Below are 16,535 nucleotides of genomic sequence, written 5' to 3'. Positions count from 1 at the left end.
TTCGCATTTTTACTTTATGCTAAAACTCTTTCTATAGTCACTAAATCTTCTCTGGTTAATAAGATATCGGTTGCTTTCACATTGGTAGCTACTTGGTTTTTATGTTTTCCGCCTGGGATAACTGCATCAATGCCATCTTGAGCTAATAACCAAGCAAGCGCTAGATTAGGTAATGTCGTTTGTTTTTCCTCTGCAATTCCTTTTAATCCATCTACTTTTAATAATGTTTGTTCAAATAATTCACCTTGGAATAAAGGATCCGAAATTCGCCAGTCTCCAGTGCTTAACTTAAAGTCTTTTGTATACTTGCCACCAAGTAGACCATATGCAAGTGGACCGTATGGAACAAAGGAAATATCATTTTTTACACAGTAAGGCAATAAATCTTCCTCTGCTGAACGGTTTAACATATTGTACGGAGATTGTAACACTGAAATATCATTGTGCACATTAGCTTCCATAAGTTGATCTAATGTAACGTTTGAAATACCTATTGCTCCGATTCTTCCTTCTTCTTTTAAGCGTGATAATTCCCCAATCGACTCAGCAAGAGGGGTCGCGTTATCTGGGAAGTGTAAATAGTAGAGGTCTACATAGTCCATTTGTAGTCGGTTCAAGCTATTTTCAAGTGCACTTCGTAAATATTGCGGATGACTATTTGTTTTTACTGAGCCATCCTCAAACCAATGTCTACCTCCCTTTGTCGCTAAAACAAAATCTTCCCTTGGATATTTTTTTAATACTTCGCCAACAAGTTCTTCTGAACGCCCTTTTCCATATATGTCAGCTGTATCGAAAAAAGTTATCCCTAAGTCAAGGGCAGCGGAGACTAGCTCTTTCCCATTTTGTTCATTTAAGTTTTCATATAAGTTATGGCCACCTACAGCATTTGTCCCAAGACCAATTTCGGAAATCTTAATATTTGTTTTTTTTAATGTATGAAATTTCATATTCCTACCTCCTCTGTTTTCTGTAATCAGAATAGAGTAAAAAAAATATTTTACCAACATACATAGTTATAGTTTCATATATAGAAACAAATGCGTATTAATTGCAATTAGAAGACTGATTGAATTTTTCAGTTATGCTAACAAGTAACTGATTTCTTCTGTTAATTGTTGACTTGCCTCTTCTAATCTTTTGACAAATGACCGAATGGACGTTTTCTTAATTTGATTCGTCGAACCGTGCAAAGCAATTGCACCGATGACTTCTTCATTCACATAAATCGGAACTGCAATACAAATTTTACCTACATTCGTTTCTTCAAGATCAACAGCATATCCTTGTGCTTTAATGACCTGTAAATGAGGAATCAATAGACCATAATCATAGAAGGTTTTTGTTGTAAATGTGTTTAGTTCAATACTATTTAATATTTCACGTTGTTTTTCAGGTGAAAGATGAGCTGATACTACTTTTCCTAGTGCGCTTGAATGCATAGGTGTCCGAGTATCGATTGCTTGATAAGTAGGATGTTCAAAAGGCTTCCTAATCACATTTTTTATCACCATCTCACAATCTTCCAAAATACCAATATAAGTAGTAATTTCTTCTTGGCGGGCTAATTGATATGGCGCCACGAGAGACGTCCATTGGATATCTTTGTGCCAATATAAGAGCTCATCCCTAAAGATATGCGGATTTAATTGATAATATTTATTATATTTAATAACATAATTCATTTTTTCTAGCGTATAAAGCATGCGAAAAACGGATGTCTTATTCATTGATAGTTCTTCCATAATTTCAGTTAATGTAAGAGAATGCTTTTGACGTAATACATCTAATATCAAAAGGCCCTTTTTTAAAGTCGATACTTCATAGGAATCCATTTTACCCTCTCCTAACTTCTAGATTTATAGCTTGTACAATAGCATCTTTAATATTGATTTACTAGGTTGGAACGTTTTCGGGAGAAATAAGTATAGATGGTGAAAACTCTATTCTATTTCTGTCTCACCATGGAAGAGCTCTTACAAGAAAAAAAGTGAAGCAGCTATGTCATAATCCCAGAAAAATAGTATTGGCAAAGTTTCATATAAAAGAGTGCGTCTATTAACTCGGTTGCAAGTAAAAGATAAATTGCTATATTAATCTAATTGTTGACTCGATTCGAAAATATAGCTAATATACTGATTATTGATAAAAATGCATAAAAATGATGAAAGTTATTACCTTTTTCGTTGGAAGTGGAGTGGTTATTATGGCGAATTTTTTACGAAAGAAGTCAATCGAGCAAGCCAATAAAATAACTGAAGTAGAACGTTTTAAACTAAAGCGTGAACTAGGGTCGTTGCAATTATTACTGTATGTACTAGGGGCTACAATAGGAGCTGGCATTTTTGTACTGCCAGGAACTACAGCTGCTCTACATGCGGGTCCCGGTGTTGTTGTTTCATTCTTAATAGGGGGCCTTGTAACAATAGCAGTTGGATTAGCCTATGTCGAATTCGCAGCGATGGCCCCTGTTGCCGGGAGTGCTTACACCTATTCTTATATTGCGTTAGGTGAAATGATTGCTTGGATAATCGGTTGGGATTTATTATTGGAATTTATCGTTATTTCTAGTACAGTCGCAGTTGGCTGGAGTGGCTACGTCAATTCGTTTTTACAATCTGTGGGAATTCACTTGCCAGAAGTTTTAACAAAGGATATTGCTCATGGTGGGATTGTGAATCTACCTGCTGTGGCTGGTTGGCTTATTGTAGCTTGGATTTCAATGAGTGGAATTAAAAATGTGGGTCGATCAAATATGTTATTTACAGCTGCAAAGGTTGGCGCGATTATCTTATTCCTTGCTATTGGGGCTTTTCACGTTAACCCTATAAACTGGACACCGTTTACACCGTTTGGCTGGTCAGGTGTAATGGCGGGAGCGGCACTAGTGTTCTTTGCCTTTACCGGATTTGATGGTGTAACAACAGTTCTTGAGGAAGTAAAAAATCCACAAAAAACAATACCAAAAGCTTTAATTGGTGGTCTAAGTATACTAACGCTTATTTATGCAATTGTTGCACTAGTATTAACAGGTATTGTACCATCCCCTGAGTTGGATGTTCCAAATCCTACTGTATATGCACTAGAATCTGTTGGAATTCAATGGGGAGGTGCTATCATTGCAGTATCAGTTATTTTTGGATTGCTTGCTACGATGATTGCAAATACAACAAGTGCGACACGCGTGCTGTTTGCAATGAGCCGAGATGGACTTCTACCAGAACGTATTGCACAAACAAATAAAAAAACAGGAGTACCTGTATTATCAACTTTAATTGTAGTTGTAACAGGCATTCTCTTATCAGGTTTTTTATCGATCGGAGAATTAGCGGAATTTGCTAACATCGGCGGTTTAACTGCTTTTGCTTTAACAACAGTTAGTGTTGTTGTTCTTCGCTTTACACGACCAGATCAACCACGTGTATTTAAAGTACCTGCGCTATGGCTTGTAGCAACTGTAGGTGTTGGAGGATGTATTGTATTAATTTTTAGTCTGCCGCCATTTACTATTGTGCGCTTTTTAATTTGGTTAGCGATAGGTTTAGTTATTTATATAGGCTATGGATACAAGCATGCTAAAATAAGCTCTAAAAATGAAAATCTATAAATGAGATGAACACCTCTTTAGCTTTAAAGAGGTGTTTTTATAACTAAATTAAATCAGATCTGGATGCACATCCTTGTAAATATTTACATATTATAAGTTTAAATTCCCTCACATATCCAGGATTCAATTTCACATATGAAAGGTGAACGCCAAGAAAGTCGTTTATTATTTGCTTTTTTGTGCCGTATTTATTTCCCCAATCCAAAAAAGATTATCTTAAATCTTGAAGTTCCGTATGTGCGCTTTCAAGGTTCTTCTCCTATTTCTGGTTCCAACTTCAGTTGAGCTAATGGCTCTCCGGGTGTAGTCCCGTTTTTCTCCATCCAATTTGTCCAGATATTCTTTGGTCCTGTTAGTTCAAATTGATAACATAAGGAGCAACTGGTGATGAATGTCCTTTAAGGTTTGTAACTTTCAAATACGCCATACTTTCTATTATTTTCAGTTTAAAATTTTAATAAGAATATCATACTGAAACTGAGGAGTAATACCAAAATCTGTTCTTGATTACAAAAGTATTTTGGGATGAAAGCACTTGGAACAGAGGGAGGCTTAGAGCCTGTGAAATGTGTACCCCTGAAAGTCATGTGAATATTTTGGTGAAAAGCAGAAACAAAAGACAAAAATTATAATTTTAATACCATTATAAAAGAACTTACATTGGATATGATGGTGTTCAAAGGGGTATAATAGACTAATAGAATTGAGGCTTATAACGCTGATACAGCTTTCAAAAATATTGTTATTAATTTGATAAGGCATACTATTCTTTTCGCTCCTTGGATGCATTAATTTCTTAAGAGACTTATAAAGCGCAAGCATTTAAGTCTTATTCTAAGTATTAATGGAAATAATAAACCAATGAAGGGGGGCATTTACATAAGAATGATACGTAATGTTTTACATCAATTTATTAATTGTTTTTGTTCATTTGATAGCGAAACCCAGGCAGTAAAGGCCGCAAAGCCGTTTTGTAGAAGGAGTGAATACATGAGTAATTTCTTTCGAAGCCATGGATTTAAACGTTTTTTAATCCTAGCTGGGATCGCTATTGCATTATATATGATGCGGAGTATGATCAATCTAATTCTTCTCACGTTCATTATTACGTACTTGATGAATCAACTTACCACGAAGACAACAAAAGAGGTTAGAAAGTACGTACGGATGGGCGAGAAGACTGTAACAATTACCCTCTATCTTTTACTTGTTGCAGGTATTGTTGCTATTATCTACAAGTACTTGCCTATCGTAACTCAACAAATTACACAGCTTTTTGATCTTATTGCTAGCTTTAGTCTCAATCCAAATGATAATGAGATTGCAAGGTATTTAGCTCCAACCTTTGACAAGATTGAACTGGGAAAATATTTAGAGCAGGGTGTAGACCTCACGCTGAAAAACCTTACGAATATTGGCAAAATCATTTTGCATATATTCATTGCACTAATTCTGAGCTTGTTTATTTTACTTGAGAAGAAACGTATTACGGAATTTACAGCAAAATTTAAGGATAGTAAGATGAGCTATCTCTACGATGAACTACATTATTTCTCAAAGATATTCATTCGTTCTTTCGGTAAAGTTATTGAAGCGCAGTTCATTATTGCCGCTGTTAACTGTGTTTTATCTGTTATAGCATTATACATTATGGGCTTCCCGCATTTAATTGCGCTGGGGATTATGCTCTTTATACTGGGGTTAGTGCCAGTTGCAGGGGTCATCATGTCGTTGATTCCTCTAACTATAATCGCATACAGTATCGGTGGTCCAATGTACATTTTCTATATCCTGGTTATCGTTATGGTATTACATGCAGTGGAGGCATACTTCTTAAATCCAAAGCTAATGTCTGCTAAGACAAATCTTCCAATCTTCTATACATTCATGGTCATTCTCTTCTCTGAGCATTTTCTTGGTGTATGGGGATTAATTATTGGTATCCCATTATTCATGTTCCTTCTCGATATTCTCGGAGTTACGTCCTTAGAGGATGAACAGCAACAGTCAATGGATATACAAGAGGATAAAACAATTGAATAAATTTTTCGTTCAAAAAGGAATCGAGTGTGTAATGATTCCTTTTTGTTTTTGTTATTGAAAATATTTACATATGCTAAAATGAACTATGAATATGTTGACAAGTTAGGGGGGAGAGAAGTGAGTAATTATGTTAAGTTGCTAGATACGGAAGCAGCCCATGCAAAGCCTAATTTTGATATGGCAATACTTTGCATGGGGTGAATTTCAATATTTGCCTTGAAGTATTTCTTATAAAATTAGCTTTGCTACCTTATTTTATTAATTTCAAAATAAAAATGAGGGGTTGGCATAAATGGCTTATAAGAAGGCTTCAGCTATCTTACCAAAAGAGCTTTTATTAGAAATCCAAAAATATGTTCAAGGTGAAACGATTTATATACCTAAAATAGAAAACACTTATTTAGAGTGGGGTGCCCGTTCAGGCACGAAGAAATATATTGAGGATAGGAATAAGTCTATAAAAGAAGCATTTACTCATGGAGTTTCCATTGAACAATTATCTAAGGAGTATCATTTAGCAGTAGAAACGATTAAAAAAATAATATATACGAAGTAATTTTTAAAGCACTAGCAGCTGATATGTTAGTGCTTTTCTTATGTCTAGAACGTTTCTTAATTGAACTAGGCATATTCTTTCAACTAGAAATCTTGTTCAATATAGTTAAAGGGAGGGCTTTTTTATGATTACAGGGCAAGGTGTATTTTTAAGACCGATTACTGAAAAAGATGTAGATAGTATCTACAAGTGTTTTCAAAATGAAGAAATTATGTATATGACGGGTACACGTAACATTTTAACGAAGGATCAGATTAGAGAGGCTTTGATTCGATTTAGCGAAGATTCCACACGCCATGATTTTGCTATTTGTTTAGTAGAAAATACCCGAGTTATCGGTGATTTAGCCATTATGGAAATAGACTTAGACAATAAAAAGGCAATATTTCGTATAGCTTTACATAGTATAGAGGATTGCGGCAAGGGATATGGGGCAGAGGCAGTTCAGCTTGTTCAAAAATTTACGTTTGAGGAGCTTCAGCTTAATCGCTTAGAGTTACAAGTTTACTCTCATAATATTCGGGGGATTAAATCGTACGAAAAGGTAGGCTTCAAAAAGGAAGGAACTTTAAGGCAATCCTTATATATGAATGGTAAGTATTCTGATGAAATAATTATGAGTATTCTCCGTGATGAATATATGCAATTAAAAAAGAGCCATTAGTACAGCTAACCCCCTCTCAATCATTGTATTGAAAGGGGGTTAACTTTATTTATATTGCTTTATTTTAAGGAACTTGCTTCTGAGAAAATGGTATGTGTTTTTTTCTTCATAAATATAAAAATTAGCAATGCGGTAATACCTTCTGCGACGGGGAATGTCCACCAAATAGCTTGTGGGCCAAATAATTTAGGCAATAGTACGAGAGCAGGGATAAATAATATAATACTGCGAAGTAACATTATGGTTGTGGCAAGACGTATTTTTTCAATTGATTGGAAGAATTCCGCAAAGACCATGTTCACTCCAAGGAATACATACCCAATTGCAAAGTGTACAAAGCCTTGTGCTGCCATATTACGAATTTCAAACGTACTATCACCGAATAAGGCTATTAGCTGGGAAGGGAATAACGTAGCAATTATGACAGTAGTTAAACCTAGAATAAATGCAGTGGCTATACCGATTTTCAATAACGCTGTTAATCTCTCAATTAATCTGGCACCGTGGTGATAACTAACGAGGGGCTGTAGGGCCATACCAATACCAAGGAATACTGTTAATAGTACGGTATGAATATAGTTAATCATCGCGTAGGCGGTTACTCCATCTGAGCCCAAATAGTGTAAAAATGTCACATTATATAAAATAACTATAACAGCGACGGAGGCTTCAACAATAAAACTAGGTAGCCCAATAGCGAATATTTTCTTTAAATCAGATAGGTTGAAAAACTTACGTACAAACTTTAATTCGGATTGTTTTCGGAAGAAATGTAGGCAAAGTACCGACATACCGATTATTGTGGAAAGTGCTGTAGCCAGGGCACAGCCAGTTACGCCGTAGTGGAGCACGAAAATAAAGATGTAGTTTAAAATAATGTTTAACACAGATGTAGTGATTAAACCCATCATCGCAAGCTTTGGATTGCCATCATTTCGAATAAAAATGCTTAGTAAGTTTTCAATTGTATAGAACACACCGAAGATCAAAATAACATGTAAGTACTCTTGTACATAAGGAAAGGTAGCATCACTTGCCCCGAATATATAGGAGATTTCCTTTAAATTTAATAAAAGTATTAGAATCAGTGTCATAACGACAACAATCATTGTTGTAAATGCTAATGTAAAGAGCTGGTTCGCTCTTTTTTTATTGCCCTCACCGAGAGAAATTGAAAATAGTGTTGCCCCACCCATACCAATCCAAAGGGAAATAGATAGTAAAATCGAGAAAATGGGTACGGCGATATTTACTCCTGCTAAAGCGGTAGGTCCAACCCCGTGACTAACGAAAATACCATCCACTAAAATATTCACCGACATCAGCAACATACCAATCATAGCTGGAAATAAGTATGATAAAAACAAGGGCTTCAGTGGTCTTGTTTCAATTGGATTAATGGTAGTCATAAGCATGTACCTCCTTTACCATCACCTTTTCACCATTGTCGTCTAGCTCACCGTTAAAGATGAATCCAAATTTTTTATATAACTGAATAGCTACTATATTGTTGTCATAGACACTTAAATATATATTTTGACAGCTGTATTTAGCTGTTAAGTAATGAATAAGCTGCTGTAAAAAATATTTTCCTAAACCTTTGTGCTGATGACGCTCATCAATGAAATAGCGATCTAACCAAACACGTTGTGTATTGTCCTTATGCAGGAACACACCATACATAGCGAAGCCGACTGCAATCTCGTCCTTAAACAATCCAACAGGAATAAAGCGTTTATCTGTTTCTGCCTCCGCTAAGCATTGCGTTGTACTTTCAATAAAATCTTGCTGATTATCTGCAATACGTAATGCCAATATTTCTTCTTCGTTTAAAGCTGTAATGTCACGAATTTCCGTGAACATAATGTCAAAACCTTTCTATTTTTAATTTCTTTCAGCCGGTCCGGACGCATTGTTTAGTTGTAGCGAAAGCAACGCGACAGCTACAATTATGTCGTGGCATAATTAATTGTGAATAGCTACAATCTAATGTATATAGTAACTATATAGTCAAGGAGGGAAACTTAAAAATGTTTAATAAAAATGTAAAATATTTTACAACTGGTGAGTTCGCAAAAATTTGTAAGGTTAATAAACAAACGTTAATTTATTATGATCAAATCGGCTTATTATCACCAATTATGAAGGATAGTAAAGACTACCGATATTATTCCATTGCACAATATGACTTTTTCAGTGTGATTGAGCTATTAAAGGCAGTTGGCATGTCTTTAAAGGATATTCAAAAATATATGGCAGAAAAATCACCTGAAAATTTCTTAGACTTAATGTATCAGCAAAAGGAAATCGTAGAGAAAAAACGTCGAGAGTTGGAGATGATTGAAAGCATTATTGAAGTAAAAATCGATTTAACAGAGGAAGCCTTACGCCTTGATTTTGATAGTATTACGATTGAACATCTGCCAGAGGCCACATTGTATTTAAGTAAAAATATCGAGGATTCTAAAGAGGAACAGTTTACGAAGGCTGTTTCAGATTTTATAGATGAATTAGATCGTTTTCAATTAGACACTGGTTATCCCATTGGAGGGATTACAAGAAGAGAGCAAGTATTAGCTGGAAACTATGATAATTATAGTTTCTTGTATATAGAGCAGCCACACCTACGAGAAGGTCATCCTTATTTTGAAGCGATAGAAGGGGATTTTATTGTAGGATACCATGTAGGAAATTCCACTACACTTGGTGAGTCTTACGAGCGATTATTTAAGGTCATGCGGGAAAAAGGCTTTGAACTTGGGGAATACGTATATGAGGAATATATTTATGACGCCGTTATTAAAAATCGTGAAGAGGATTATGTAACGAAAATTATGATAGAAATTAAAAAAGGTTGTTGATAAGTAAATTATCACTTTATAGTTACATTCAAATGTTCTATAAGGAGATATCTTTAAATATGATACTGAACAAGGTCTAGGAAATAAAAATAGTAAGGTAATTTATCATATATTTTAAGCCTTGAAGGAAGTAAAATATTAACATTTTAACATAAATTAAGCCTAGTTCTAATAAGTAAATGATTTCATGACGATACAAAAGAAAGTTGAGCGAGAAGTTTTCATGAATTTAAAGTAGAACGTAACACATGACTACAACTGAGCGTTACCACTTTATATCGACTATCGTTGATGGAACAGTATTTGCACTACTTAAACCCAATTATTCGACTATTTTTCTTAACACGGAGGGATCGTAATGCAAAAATGGGTTGAACGATGGACGCAATTAATAAAACAGTTTGAACAGCAAGGAGCTTGGGTGCATCCGCTTGAGATAGCACCTGTAGCTACAGAACAAGAGCTATCAATAGTAGAGGAGCGACTTGGCGTTCGTATTCCTTCTGAGTTCCGTAATTTATTACTACATTGTTCGCGACAAGTGGGGATGTATTGGTCTTTGCCAGATGAGGCCTTACTTCCTATTGAACTAGAGGAGACGCCATCAGGTGATTTTGGTTGGAGCTTGGAAGAGCTTGAATTCCCTGATTTCGGCGGTGCAGGTGAAAATCTAGATGAACAACTATATTTACAGTTTCACACGGCTGGCAACGGTGATGCACTTCTTATTAGAATTGAGGATGGCTCCGTTTGGTATTGGAGTCATGAGGAAGATGAGTTCGACCTACTTGCTGGGAGTTTTAAAATCTATACTGAACGAGCCACAGCTTTAGGTTGTATAGGTGCAGATTGTGGCCAGCATCGACAGTTTTGTAGTGAAGATGGTCTTGATTTGAGCCTGACTAGCTCTGAAATATGGCTGGAGTGGCTCGAACAATATTTCACACTAACTCTGAAGCAAGCAATGTCTAACTTAGAATCCTTATTAATATATGTATCGATGCATGGAGTGGAAGATAGCGTTCCGGAAGCATTTGCACAGTTTGATCCTAGTACGGTGTATTATGCACTTCGAAATAAAATTGAACAATCACTGCCACCAGCATATAAAGAAGTATGGAGTGAAGTGCTAGTAAAGGTTTGTGCGGTAGAGGCAAGTGATTGGGTAAGGACGCTCTGGAGTGACAAAAATAATATTCCTAGCCGAATTCGAGATTATTTAACAGCAAATTGTCTACCTGCGGAAGAAGGTTTATCGCTTGTTCTTCAAGATATCGACAAAAAGACAGTTGATTCCTATACAGCTTTACACCGACTACGTCATTTCCATAATCCGAAAATTATAGCTTGGATGAAGTCTTATGTTTCATTTCCGATAGATGGATGGTCTACACTTTTCGCAGAATCCCAGCCAAGTGCAGAGATGTTATTTGAATGGTTGAGTGGCAGTGAAGTGGAAAGGCTTACAGCGATACGGGCGGTATGGCAAATGATGCAGCAAGAAATTGCGCCAACAACATGTGTAGATAAAGACAATTGGAGACAATTGCTTGCTTTTTGGAAGGAAAACGAAATACTACGGAAAAATAAACAGCTGTTTAGCCAAGCTCTTGCAGGCTTAGATAGTTGGTGAATAAAAGGGGAGAGAAGAATGAACTATTTCACTATATTTGCATCTAAGAACAACATTGATGATATTGAAGTGAAAATTTCAGATGTTTTTGCAAAAGGCTTTGCTGTCGATAAAAATGATAATGAGTATGTCATAAAATCCAAGGCGCTGTTTAAAAAATATAAATTAATAATTAGAGTCATGTCTGAAGATACGAACCCAGATTACTTCGCTAATAATATTCCTGGGATGATGGGATATTACGACAATATTCCATTTGAAGATGACAATTTAAAAGAATTAGTTTTGACTCAAATATCTGTATTAAATACAGTGATTGCAATCGAAGCGGAAAAAGAGATAAATGAAGAACAGATACAGTTATTTACGAGGTTGTTATCAAGTATAGGTGGCATTGGTTTTTTACCGGAGGGTACTTTATTAGACGATGAAGGGATAGTAATTGTTTTTCCTGACGGGCAATCAGGACCATCTGACTTTAGACCCCACGCTTGTACACGAAAGGTAAGGGGACAAGAGGTGTCATCGGAAGAAGGTGAACAAAGAAAAAATAAAACGATAGCATATTTAAAAGAGAAAGCTATTCCTTATACAGCTTCCCTTCCTCAACTCCCAATAATAGAAGCTTGTCCGTTTAAAACCAAAGAAGACATTGCTAGAAGAGCTGTAGCCCTGTTAATTGTCATTCAATTTGCCTGTGATGTGGCGCAAGGTGGCAATGTAGAAGAATCGCGAGACTTTTTCATCAATATGTTACGTACATATAAAGTGGAAGACTATCTAACTAGCAACGAAAGAGACTTTTTACAAGCTTCTGAACCAGATGTGCAAGAAGCCGTTAATATTTCATGGCAATACGAGGCTTATTGGACGCTTATTTGGGCACTTGGCTTTGTTGAGAAGCTCGATTTTCCTGATGAAGTATGTGATTGCGAGTATGCCATTCAAGTTGTTTCTAACTGTGAAACGTTTGAACAATTTTATTTACAAACTGCTATGCGTAGTCAGGAAGAGATATTGGATGAAGCCGACAAGATTTACAGATACCATTGGGCTTGTGTAGATAGTCGGATAAAAGACCAAGCGGCTCCTGCCGAGATGAATGAAAGCATCGTCATGGAAAGACGAAGAGGCTTGTTCTGGATGATAGGGCATCGAAGTGAAGAATGGGATAACATGTCGATGGATACTTAAAAGAAAAATAGCAAACTAGAAGAAAAACTAGTTTGCTATTTTTATATTCTTATTTTATATAATTTGGTTTACTTACTTTATCAATCAGCAGAATACCATCATATTGATCGCGTGGAACAAGACTTTCCTGAATCATTCCCCAGCTATACGATACACGTGGTTCAAACATCCATGAGTTTCCTCGTTCATTTTGACGGTTTCGCATGTCGATAAATGTGTACGGTTTATTTGAAGATGAAACAATATCCTCGATTGATCCTTTTACTGGCGGTAAAACGGACATAGGTTCTTTTGAATTGTTTGCTGTTTCGCCACTAGTCATATAAAGACCAAGCACATAACTATATTTCTTGTAGATATCTGGTAGACGTTCACCCATCAATTTTACCGGATAAGGAGAACCCATTACTTCGGATTGTGCTTTACGTATATGGTCATTATGTGCCCAGACGATAAATTTTTCAGTTGGATAAATTTCCTCTGCTAACCAAAGGAGGTTTTCCATCATTGATTGGTCACGCCATTCCATTGTCTTTAAAAAAGAATCATATTTATTTTGCTCAAGTTCAATATTTGCTTGAATTGATAGTTCTACATATTCGTCTGCTAAACGGATACGGTCAGCTAAAGTACGTTCCATGAGCTTTACAATATGAGGCTCGCCCGGATACGCCGCTTTTAACTCGTTTTCTTTTAGCTGTACTTGTGATTTTACTTGTTTATACACTTCGATAATGCTTGGTTTCGCCTTTTGGTAGCCTTTTAGATCCTTACCGAAACTCCAGTCAACAAGTTGCTCCTCTACTTCACTGAACTGTTTAGCAAGCTTGCTATTTTGTAGCCAGTTGCCGTTTGTAAATGCACCTTGCTGTTGAATATCAAAGCCTGCTAATTTTAAAGGTTTTTCGGTATTCTGTGTTTTTTTAGCATACTCAAATAACGGCAGTGTTTCTTTTGACCACCATACACCAAAAATAGCATCCTTCATCGTTTGTTGCGCTGTTTGTTTATCAATTTGTCCTTGAGCATTCATGGCATTCCCCATACCACTTTCGAAGGCTAGGACATTGTAGCCCATTTCTTGGTGTAAAAATTGAATTAAACGTGTTTTCGCTAGGCTAAATTCTGCTGCGCCATGTGAACTTTCCCCTAAAAAAACGATGCGCTTATCATGCAATAAAGGCTTTAACATCTCTAAATCTTCAAATTTAGTAGATGGAATGTTTTGTTGACTAATTGCTTCAGGTTGAATGGATGTTAAGCTGTAAGCATGGTCGTTTGTCCACTTTTTCCAATCTTGAAGAGTTTCACTGGATGTGCGAGCTTGCTTCACTTCTAAATTGTTATCTAAAGCTACGCGTTCTTCTACCGCTGGAACTGCTGCCGATGCATTTGATACTCCGTTGAACGCTGCAAAGCTTGTTAACGCAATACTTAATGATAATAAAACCTTACGTTTCTTACCTTTTGTCACTTTCTATCAGTCCTTCGCTATATGTTAAGACCAATTATAGATAGTGAAGTTTAAAGTAAAAGGGGAGTTTGTTTAAATTTTGTTTAAATTTGGTCATATGTCATTATTTTGGATTGTTCGAGCGGAGGCAGATAAAAAAACATCTCCTAGCGTAAGTACACTGTAGAGATGTTAACTATTTTATTTATAGTGATACGTGCTAGCTCTAGGATTATTCCGCTGTATTTGCTTGAACCATGCACGATCCTTTTCCTCTTGTTTTAAAGTATTCACAATGGTTGATGAGCAGTTAACACAGATTTTCGCCTGAGTAACTTGTCCGCAGCGTTCACAGGGTGCGCCTAAATTAGGGAATATCGATTTTTTTAATTTCCCTGCTTTTACCCATTTATAGAGTAGCTCAGATGAAACCCCAGTTAATGCAACTACCTCATCATTCGTTAAATAGCGATTATTTTTTCTCAGTAAAAAATGATGTAGTTCTGAAAAAATATCTTCTTCTCTCACATCAATCCTTTTGGTAAATAGCTGCATGATTATTACTCTCCTCGTTTTACTTCAATTGATGACTTCTTCTATAGTTTTATTTGCGTTGTTCGGTTGCTCATCATATTTATAGTTTTCCCAGCGATTTCGTGCGAGTTTTCGATATTTATTGGAAACATTTCGATCTGCTATTAATCGAGAGAATCCTTTTTTCGCTTCAGCAATATCTCCAAGTCGGAGGCTTAATTCTGCATGTAAATATTGAATTCTCTCTCCGCCCTCTTGATTAGATGCAAAAGATTTGCTGTAAAAATCTCTAGCAGCAAAAAGATAGCGCATTTCCGATTCTTCATCATTTTTTAAGCGATATAGCCAGGCTATTTTTAAAGCGAAATTGGCCATAAGAAGTGACTCTTCCATGGATGCTCTTGATACAAGATAAGCTAATTTAAAGCTTACAATGGCATCATCAATCGTACGTTCCTTGCAGATATCCATTGGTTTTTGTAGCTCTTTTATGTACAGCTCATCAATAAGAAGCATGAAAGGCCCATATGTTCTTGTCATAGATTTGTGGTAAGCATAGCCACAATGTGGACAAACGGCAACTTCATACAATAACGGGTTTAAACCTTCGTAAACTGGCATGAAGTCTGTTTGTTCTTCGATAATTTTATATCGATTAGGGCGTACTTTATATGTGGTGAAATGCTTTTTACAAAACTTGCAATCCACACTACTTTCATAGTAGTAAATGTTAAATGCCATAAGAATCAACTCCTTTACATCCAGAGGATTATTTCTTTTGTTCTATTTATATGGTGGATAGTATCGTTCAATATATTTAATTTAACTACCTTTATATTAACAATTCTATGTTCTTTGGTATACTCCTTTAGAATTATTAAAATAAAAATGTTCATTACTTTCTTAGTTATTTGAAATTTCAATATGTACCCGTAATAGTGTTTATCGGTGTAGTTAAAGCAAGTTATACATTCGTTTTAGTTTGTCAAATAAAGTACAAATGTTTCATTAAATAACTATTAATTTTTTTTATTATCAAGTTGATATATAGGTAATAATGCCTATGTAATAATTTTGATATAAAGATATTTCTTAATGTAAAATTACAAGTATATTGATTGGGAAAATATAGGGTTATTAGTAAGCGATAAGGAGAGAACGATGGATTATAAAATTGTATTTTTTGACGTAGATGGAACGCTTGTTAATTATGAAGATGGTCGTATTGAAGAGAGTACAAGGAACGCTATTAAGCAATTAAAAAACAAAGGAATTCATCTTGTTGCTGCTACAGGGAGACCTTTATCAATGTGCCAGGAGTTAAGAAATATAGGAATAGAGACGTTTATTACAGCTAATGGAGCATATGCTAAGTATCAAGATCAAGTAATACATAAAATACCTGTTGCAAAAGAAATCGTCCAGGCAGTTAAAGCTTTTGCTGATGAAAATAAACAAAGTCTATCTTTTTTTACAGAACAATTGTCAATGAATAACGTCCAAGAGGAAAAGACATTAAAAGCCATGCGAGAAACATTATCTTTGCAAGAGTTTCCCGCTATTAATGAAGATATTTTAACGCAAGAGGTTTATTTAATGTGTTTATATGGTGATGAGGATATAGAGAAAAAGTATACTTCAAAATTTCCTCATTTATTATTTAAAAGGTGGCACCCTTACATTACAAATGTTTTGCAACATGATGTTTCTAAATCTATTGCTGTCCAGGCTGTACTAGCGTATTTCGACTTGAGTTCTGAGGAGGCGCTTGCTTTTGGGGATGGAGATAATGATATCGACATGCTGGAGCAGGTTGGCTTTGGTATTGCAATGGGAAATGGTAGCGAAGCATTAAAAAAAGTCGCTGATTATGTAACGAAGAAATCAGTTGAGGATGGTATTGATTTTGCTCTACGTGAGCTACAAATAATTTAATAGTAGGCTTAAACTAATAATAGGAATCATCTAGTCACTAAGAAAAAATTATGAT

The 16,535-nt window shown here is 35.6% G+C and carries 15 protein-coding genes; 8 read left to right on the top strand and 7 right to left on the bottom strand.

Going from position 1 to position 16,535, the window contains the following annotated elements; all coding sequences use genetic code 11:
• Positions 1-14: 14 nt before the first annotated feature.
• Together ACYQ73_RS24645 and ACYQ73_RS24640 are read right to left on the bottom strand one after the other, a co-directional pair.
• Positions 15-950 carry an aldo/keto reductase gene (locus ACYQ73_RS24645; RefSeq protein WP_460014865.1) on the bottom strand — a complete coding sequence of 312 codons (936 nt, stop codon included), beginning with the start codon at positions 948-950 and terminating at the stop codon, positions 15-17.
• Between the two features lie 132 nt (positions 951-1,082).
• Positions 1,083-1,835: an IclR family transcriptional regulator gene (locus ACYQ73_RS24640; protein WP_460014864.1), complete on the bottom strand. Its 753-nt coding sequence runs from the start codon at positions 1,833-1,835 to the stop codon at positions 1,083-1,085.
• A 371-nt stretch (positions 1,836-2,206) separates the two neighbouring features.
• Here ACYQ73_RS24640 and ACYQ73_RS24635 point away from each other — a divergent pair, with 371 nt between their 5' ends.
• The 4 genes from ACYQ73_RS24635 (at position 2,207) to ACYQ73_RS24620 (ending at position 6,870) form a co-directional block, all read left to right on the top strand.
• Entirely contained in the window at positions 2,207-3,607 is a 1,401-nt protein-coding gene (locus ACYQ73_RS24635; protein WP_460014863.1) for an amino acid permease, read from the top strand.
• A gap of 990 nt (positions 3,608-4,597) precedes the next feature.
• On the top strand, positions 4,598-5,650 hold the full coding sequence (locus ACYQ73_RS24630; RefSeq protein WP_460014862.1) for an AI-2E family transporter: 1,053 nt from the start codon (positions 4,598-4,600) through the stop codon (positions 5,648-5,650).
• 292 nt (positions 5,651-5,942) lie between these two features.
• The gene (locus ACYQ73_RS24625; protein WP_460014861.1) at positions 5,943-6,206 is read left to right on the top strand and encodes a CD3324 family protein; all 264 of its coding nucleotides are present in this window, start codon (positions 5,943-5,945) and stop codon (positions 6,204-6,206) included.
• A 124-nt stretch (positions 6,207-6,330) separates the two neighbouring features.
• Positions 6,331-6,870 (top strand): GNAT family N-acetyltransferase, encoded by a 540-nt coding sequence (locus ACYQ73_RS24620; RefSeq protein ID WP_460014860.1) that lies wholly within the window; start codon positions 6,331-6,333, stop codon positions 6,868-6,870.
• 59 nt (positions 6,871-6,929) lie between these two features.
• Here ACYQ73_RS24620 and ACYQ73_RS24615 read toward each other — a convergent pair whose 3' ends face one another.
• Together ACYQ73_RS24615 and ACYQ73_RS24610 are read right to left on the bottom strand one after the other, a co-directional pair.
• On the bottom strand, positions 6,930-8,279 hold the full coding sequence (locus ACYQ73_RS24615; protein ID WP_460014859.1) for an MATE family efflux transporter: 1,350 nt from the start codon (positions 8,277-8,279) through the stop codon (positions 6,930-6,932).
• Positions 8,266-8,733: an N-acetyltransferase family protein gene (locus ACYQ73_RS24610; protein WP_460014858.1), complete on the bottom strand. Its 468-nt coding sequence runs from the start codon at positions 8,731-8,733 to the stop codon at positions 8,266-8,268. The genes ACYQ73_RS24615 and ACYQ73_RS24610 overlap by 14 nt, the downstream gene beginning before the upstream one ends.
• Before the next feature lie 167 nt (positions 8,734-8,900).
• On the opposite strand from ACYQ73_RS24610, the gene ACYQ73_RS24605 reads away from it, so the two are divergent.
• The 3 genes from ACYQ73_RS24605 to ACYQ73_RS24595 all read left to right on the top strand — a co-directional run bounded on the left by ACYQ73_RS24605 (position 8,901) and on the right by ACYQ73_RS24595 (position 12,558).
• Positions 8,901-9,731: a MerR family transcriptional regulator gene (locus tag ACYQ73_RS24605; RefSeq protein WP_460014857.1), complete on the top strand. Its 831-nt coding sequence runs from the start codon at positions 8,901-8,903 to the stop codon at positions 9,729-9,731.
• 358 nt (positions 9,732-10,089) lie between these two features.
• A complete protein-coding gene (locus ACYQ73_RS24600) occupies positions 10,090-11,364 on the top strand; it encodes an SMI1/KNR4 family protein (RefSeq protein ID WP_460014856.1) in 1,275 nt (424 codons plus the stop codon).
• 18 nt (positions 11,365-11,382) lie between these two features.
• Entirely contained in the window at positions 11,383-12,558 is a 1,176-nt protein-coding gene (locus ACYQ73_RS24595; protein ID WP_460014855.1) for a DUF4272 domain-containing protein, read from the top strand.
• A gap of 49 nt (positions 12,559-12,607) precedes the next feature.
• Here the strand turns inward: ACYQ73_RS24595 and ACYQ73_RS24590 are convergent, their stop codons facing one another.
• From ACYQ73_RS24590 to ACYQ73_RS24580, 3 genes are all read right to left on the bottom strand, one after another.
• Positions 12,608-14,032, bottom strand: a complete 1,425-nt coding sequence (locus tag ACYQ73_RS24590) for an erythromycin esterase family protein (protein ID WP_460014854.1) — start codon at positions 14,030-14,032, stop codon at positions 12,608-12,610.
• Between the two features lie 180 nt (positions 14,033-14,212).
• Complete coding sequence (locus ACYQ73_RS24585; protein WP_460014853.1) at positions 14,213-14,566, bottom strand: hypothetical protein; 354 nt, start codon at positions 14,564-14,566, stop codon at positions 14,213-14,215.
• Between the two features lie 24 nt (positions 14,567-14,590).
• Positions 14,591-15,286 (bottom strand): DUF2225 domain-containing protein, encoded by a 696-nt coding sequence (locus ACYQ73_RS24580; protein ID WP_460014852.1) that lies wholly within the window; start codon positions 15,284-15,286, stop codon positions 14,591-14,593.
• A 420-nt stretch (positions 15,287-15,706) separates the two neighbouring features.
• Here ACYQ73_RS24580 and ACYQ73_RS24575 point away from each other — a divergent pair, with 420 nt between their 5' ends.
• A complete protein-coding gene (locus ACYQ73_RS24575) occupies positions 15,707-16,480 on the top strand; it encodes a Cof-type HAD-IIB family hydrolase (RefSeq protein WP_460014851.1) in 774 nt (257 codons plus the stop codon).
• Positions 16,481-16,535 lie beyond the last annotated feature (55 nt).

Source organism: Lysinibacillus sp. CTST325, assembly GCF_054665055.1.
Note: the sequence above shows the minus strand (reverse complement) of the source record. Positions and strands in the feature narration are given on the sequence as shown.

Bases quoted from the DNA above. Each gene is read 5' to 3' on its own strand.
- ACYQ73_RS24600 (WP_460014856.1), top strand. From the start codon at position 10,090: ATGCAAAAATGGGTTGAACGATGGACGCAATTAATAAAACAGTTTGAA.
- ACYQ73_RS24595 (WP_460014855.1), top strand. From the start codon at position 11,383: ATGAACTATTTCACTATATTTGCATCTAAGAACAACATTGATGATATT.
- ACYQ73_RS24585 (WP_460014853.1), bottom strand. From the start codon at position 14,566: ATGCAGCTATTTACCAAAAGGATTGATGTGAGAGAAGAAGATATTTTT.
- ACYQ73_RS24580 (WP_460014852.1), bottom strand. From the start codon at position 15,286: ATGGCATTTAACATTTACTACTATGAAAGTAGTGTGGATTGCAAGTTT.
- ACYQ73_RS24625 (WP_460014861.1), top strand. From the start codon at position 5,943: ATGGCTTATAAGAAGGCTTCAGCTATCTTACCAAAAGAGCTTTTATTA.
- ACYQ73_RS24640 (WP_460014864.1), bottom strand. From the start codon at position 1,835: ATGGATTCCTATGAAGTATCGACTTTAAAAAAGGGCCTTTTGATATTA.
- ACYQ73_RS24645 (WP_460014865.1), bottom strand. From the start codon at position 950: ATGAAATTTCATACATTAAAAAAAACAAATATTAAGATTTCCGAAATT.
- ACYQ73_RS24635 (WP_460014863.1), top strand. From the start codon at position 2,207: ATGGCGAATTTTTTACGAAAGAAGTCAATCGAGCAAGCCAATAAAATA.
- ACYQ73_RS24575 (WP_460014851.1), top strand. From the start codon at position 15,707: ATGGATTATAAAATTGTATTTTTTGACGTAGATGGAACGCTTGTTAAT.
- ACYQ73_RS24615 (WP_460014859.1), bottom strand. From the start codon at position 8,279: ATGACTACCATTAATCCAATTGAAACAAGACCACTGAAGCCCTTGTTT.
- ACYQ73_RS24630 (WP_460014862.1), top strand. From the start codon at position 4,598: ATGAGTAATTTCTTTCGAAGCCATGGATTTAAACGTTTTTTAATCCTA.
- ACYQ73_RS24605 (WP_460014857.1), top strand. From the start codon at position 8,901: ATGTTTAATAAAAATGTAAAATATTTTACAACTGGTGAGTTCGCAAAA.
- ACYQ73_RS24620 (WP_460014860.1), top strand. From the start codon at position 6,331: ATGATTACAGGGCAAGGTGTATTTTTAAGACCGATTACTGAAAAAGAT.
- ACYQ73_RS24610 (WP_460014858.1), bottom strand. From the start codon at position 8,733: ATGTTCACGGAAATTCGTGACATTACAGCTTTAAACGAAGAAGAAATA.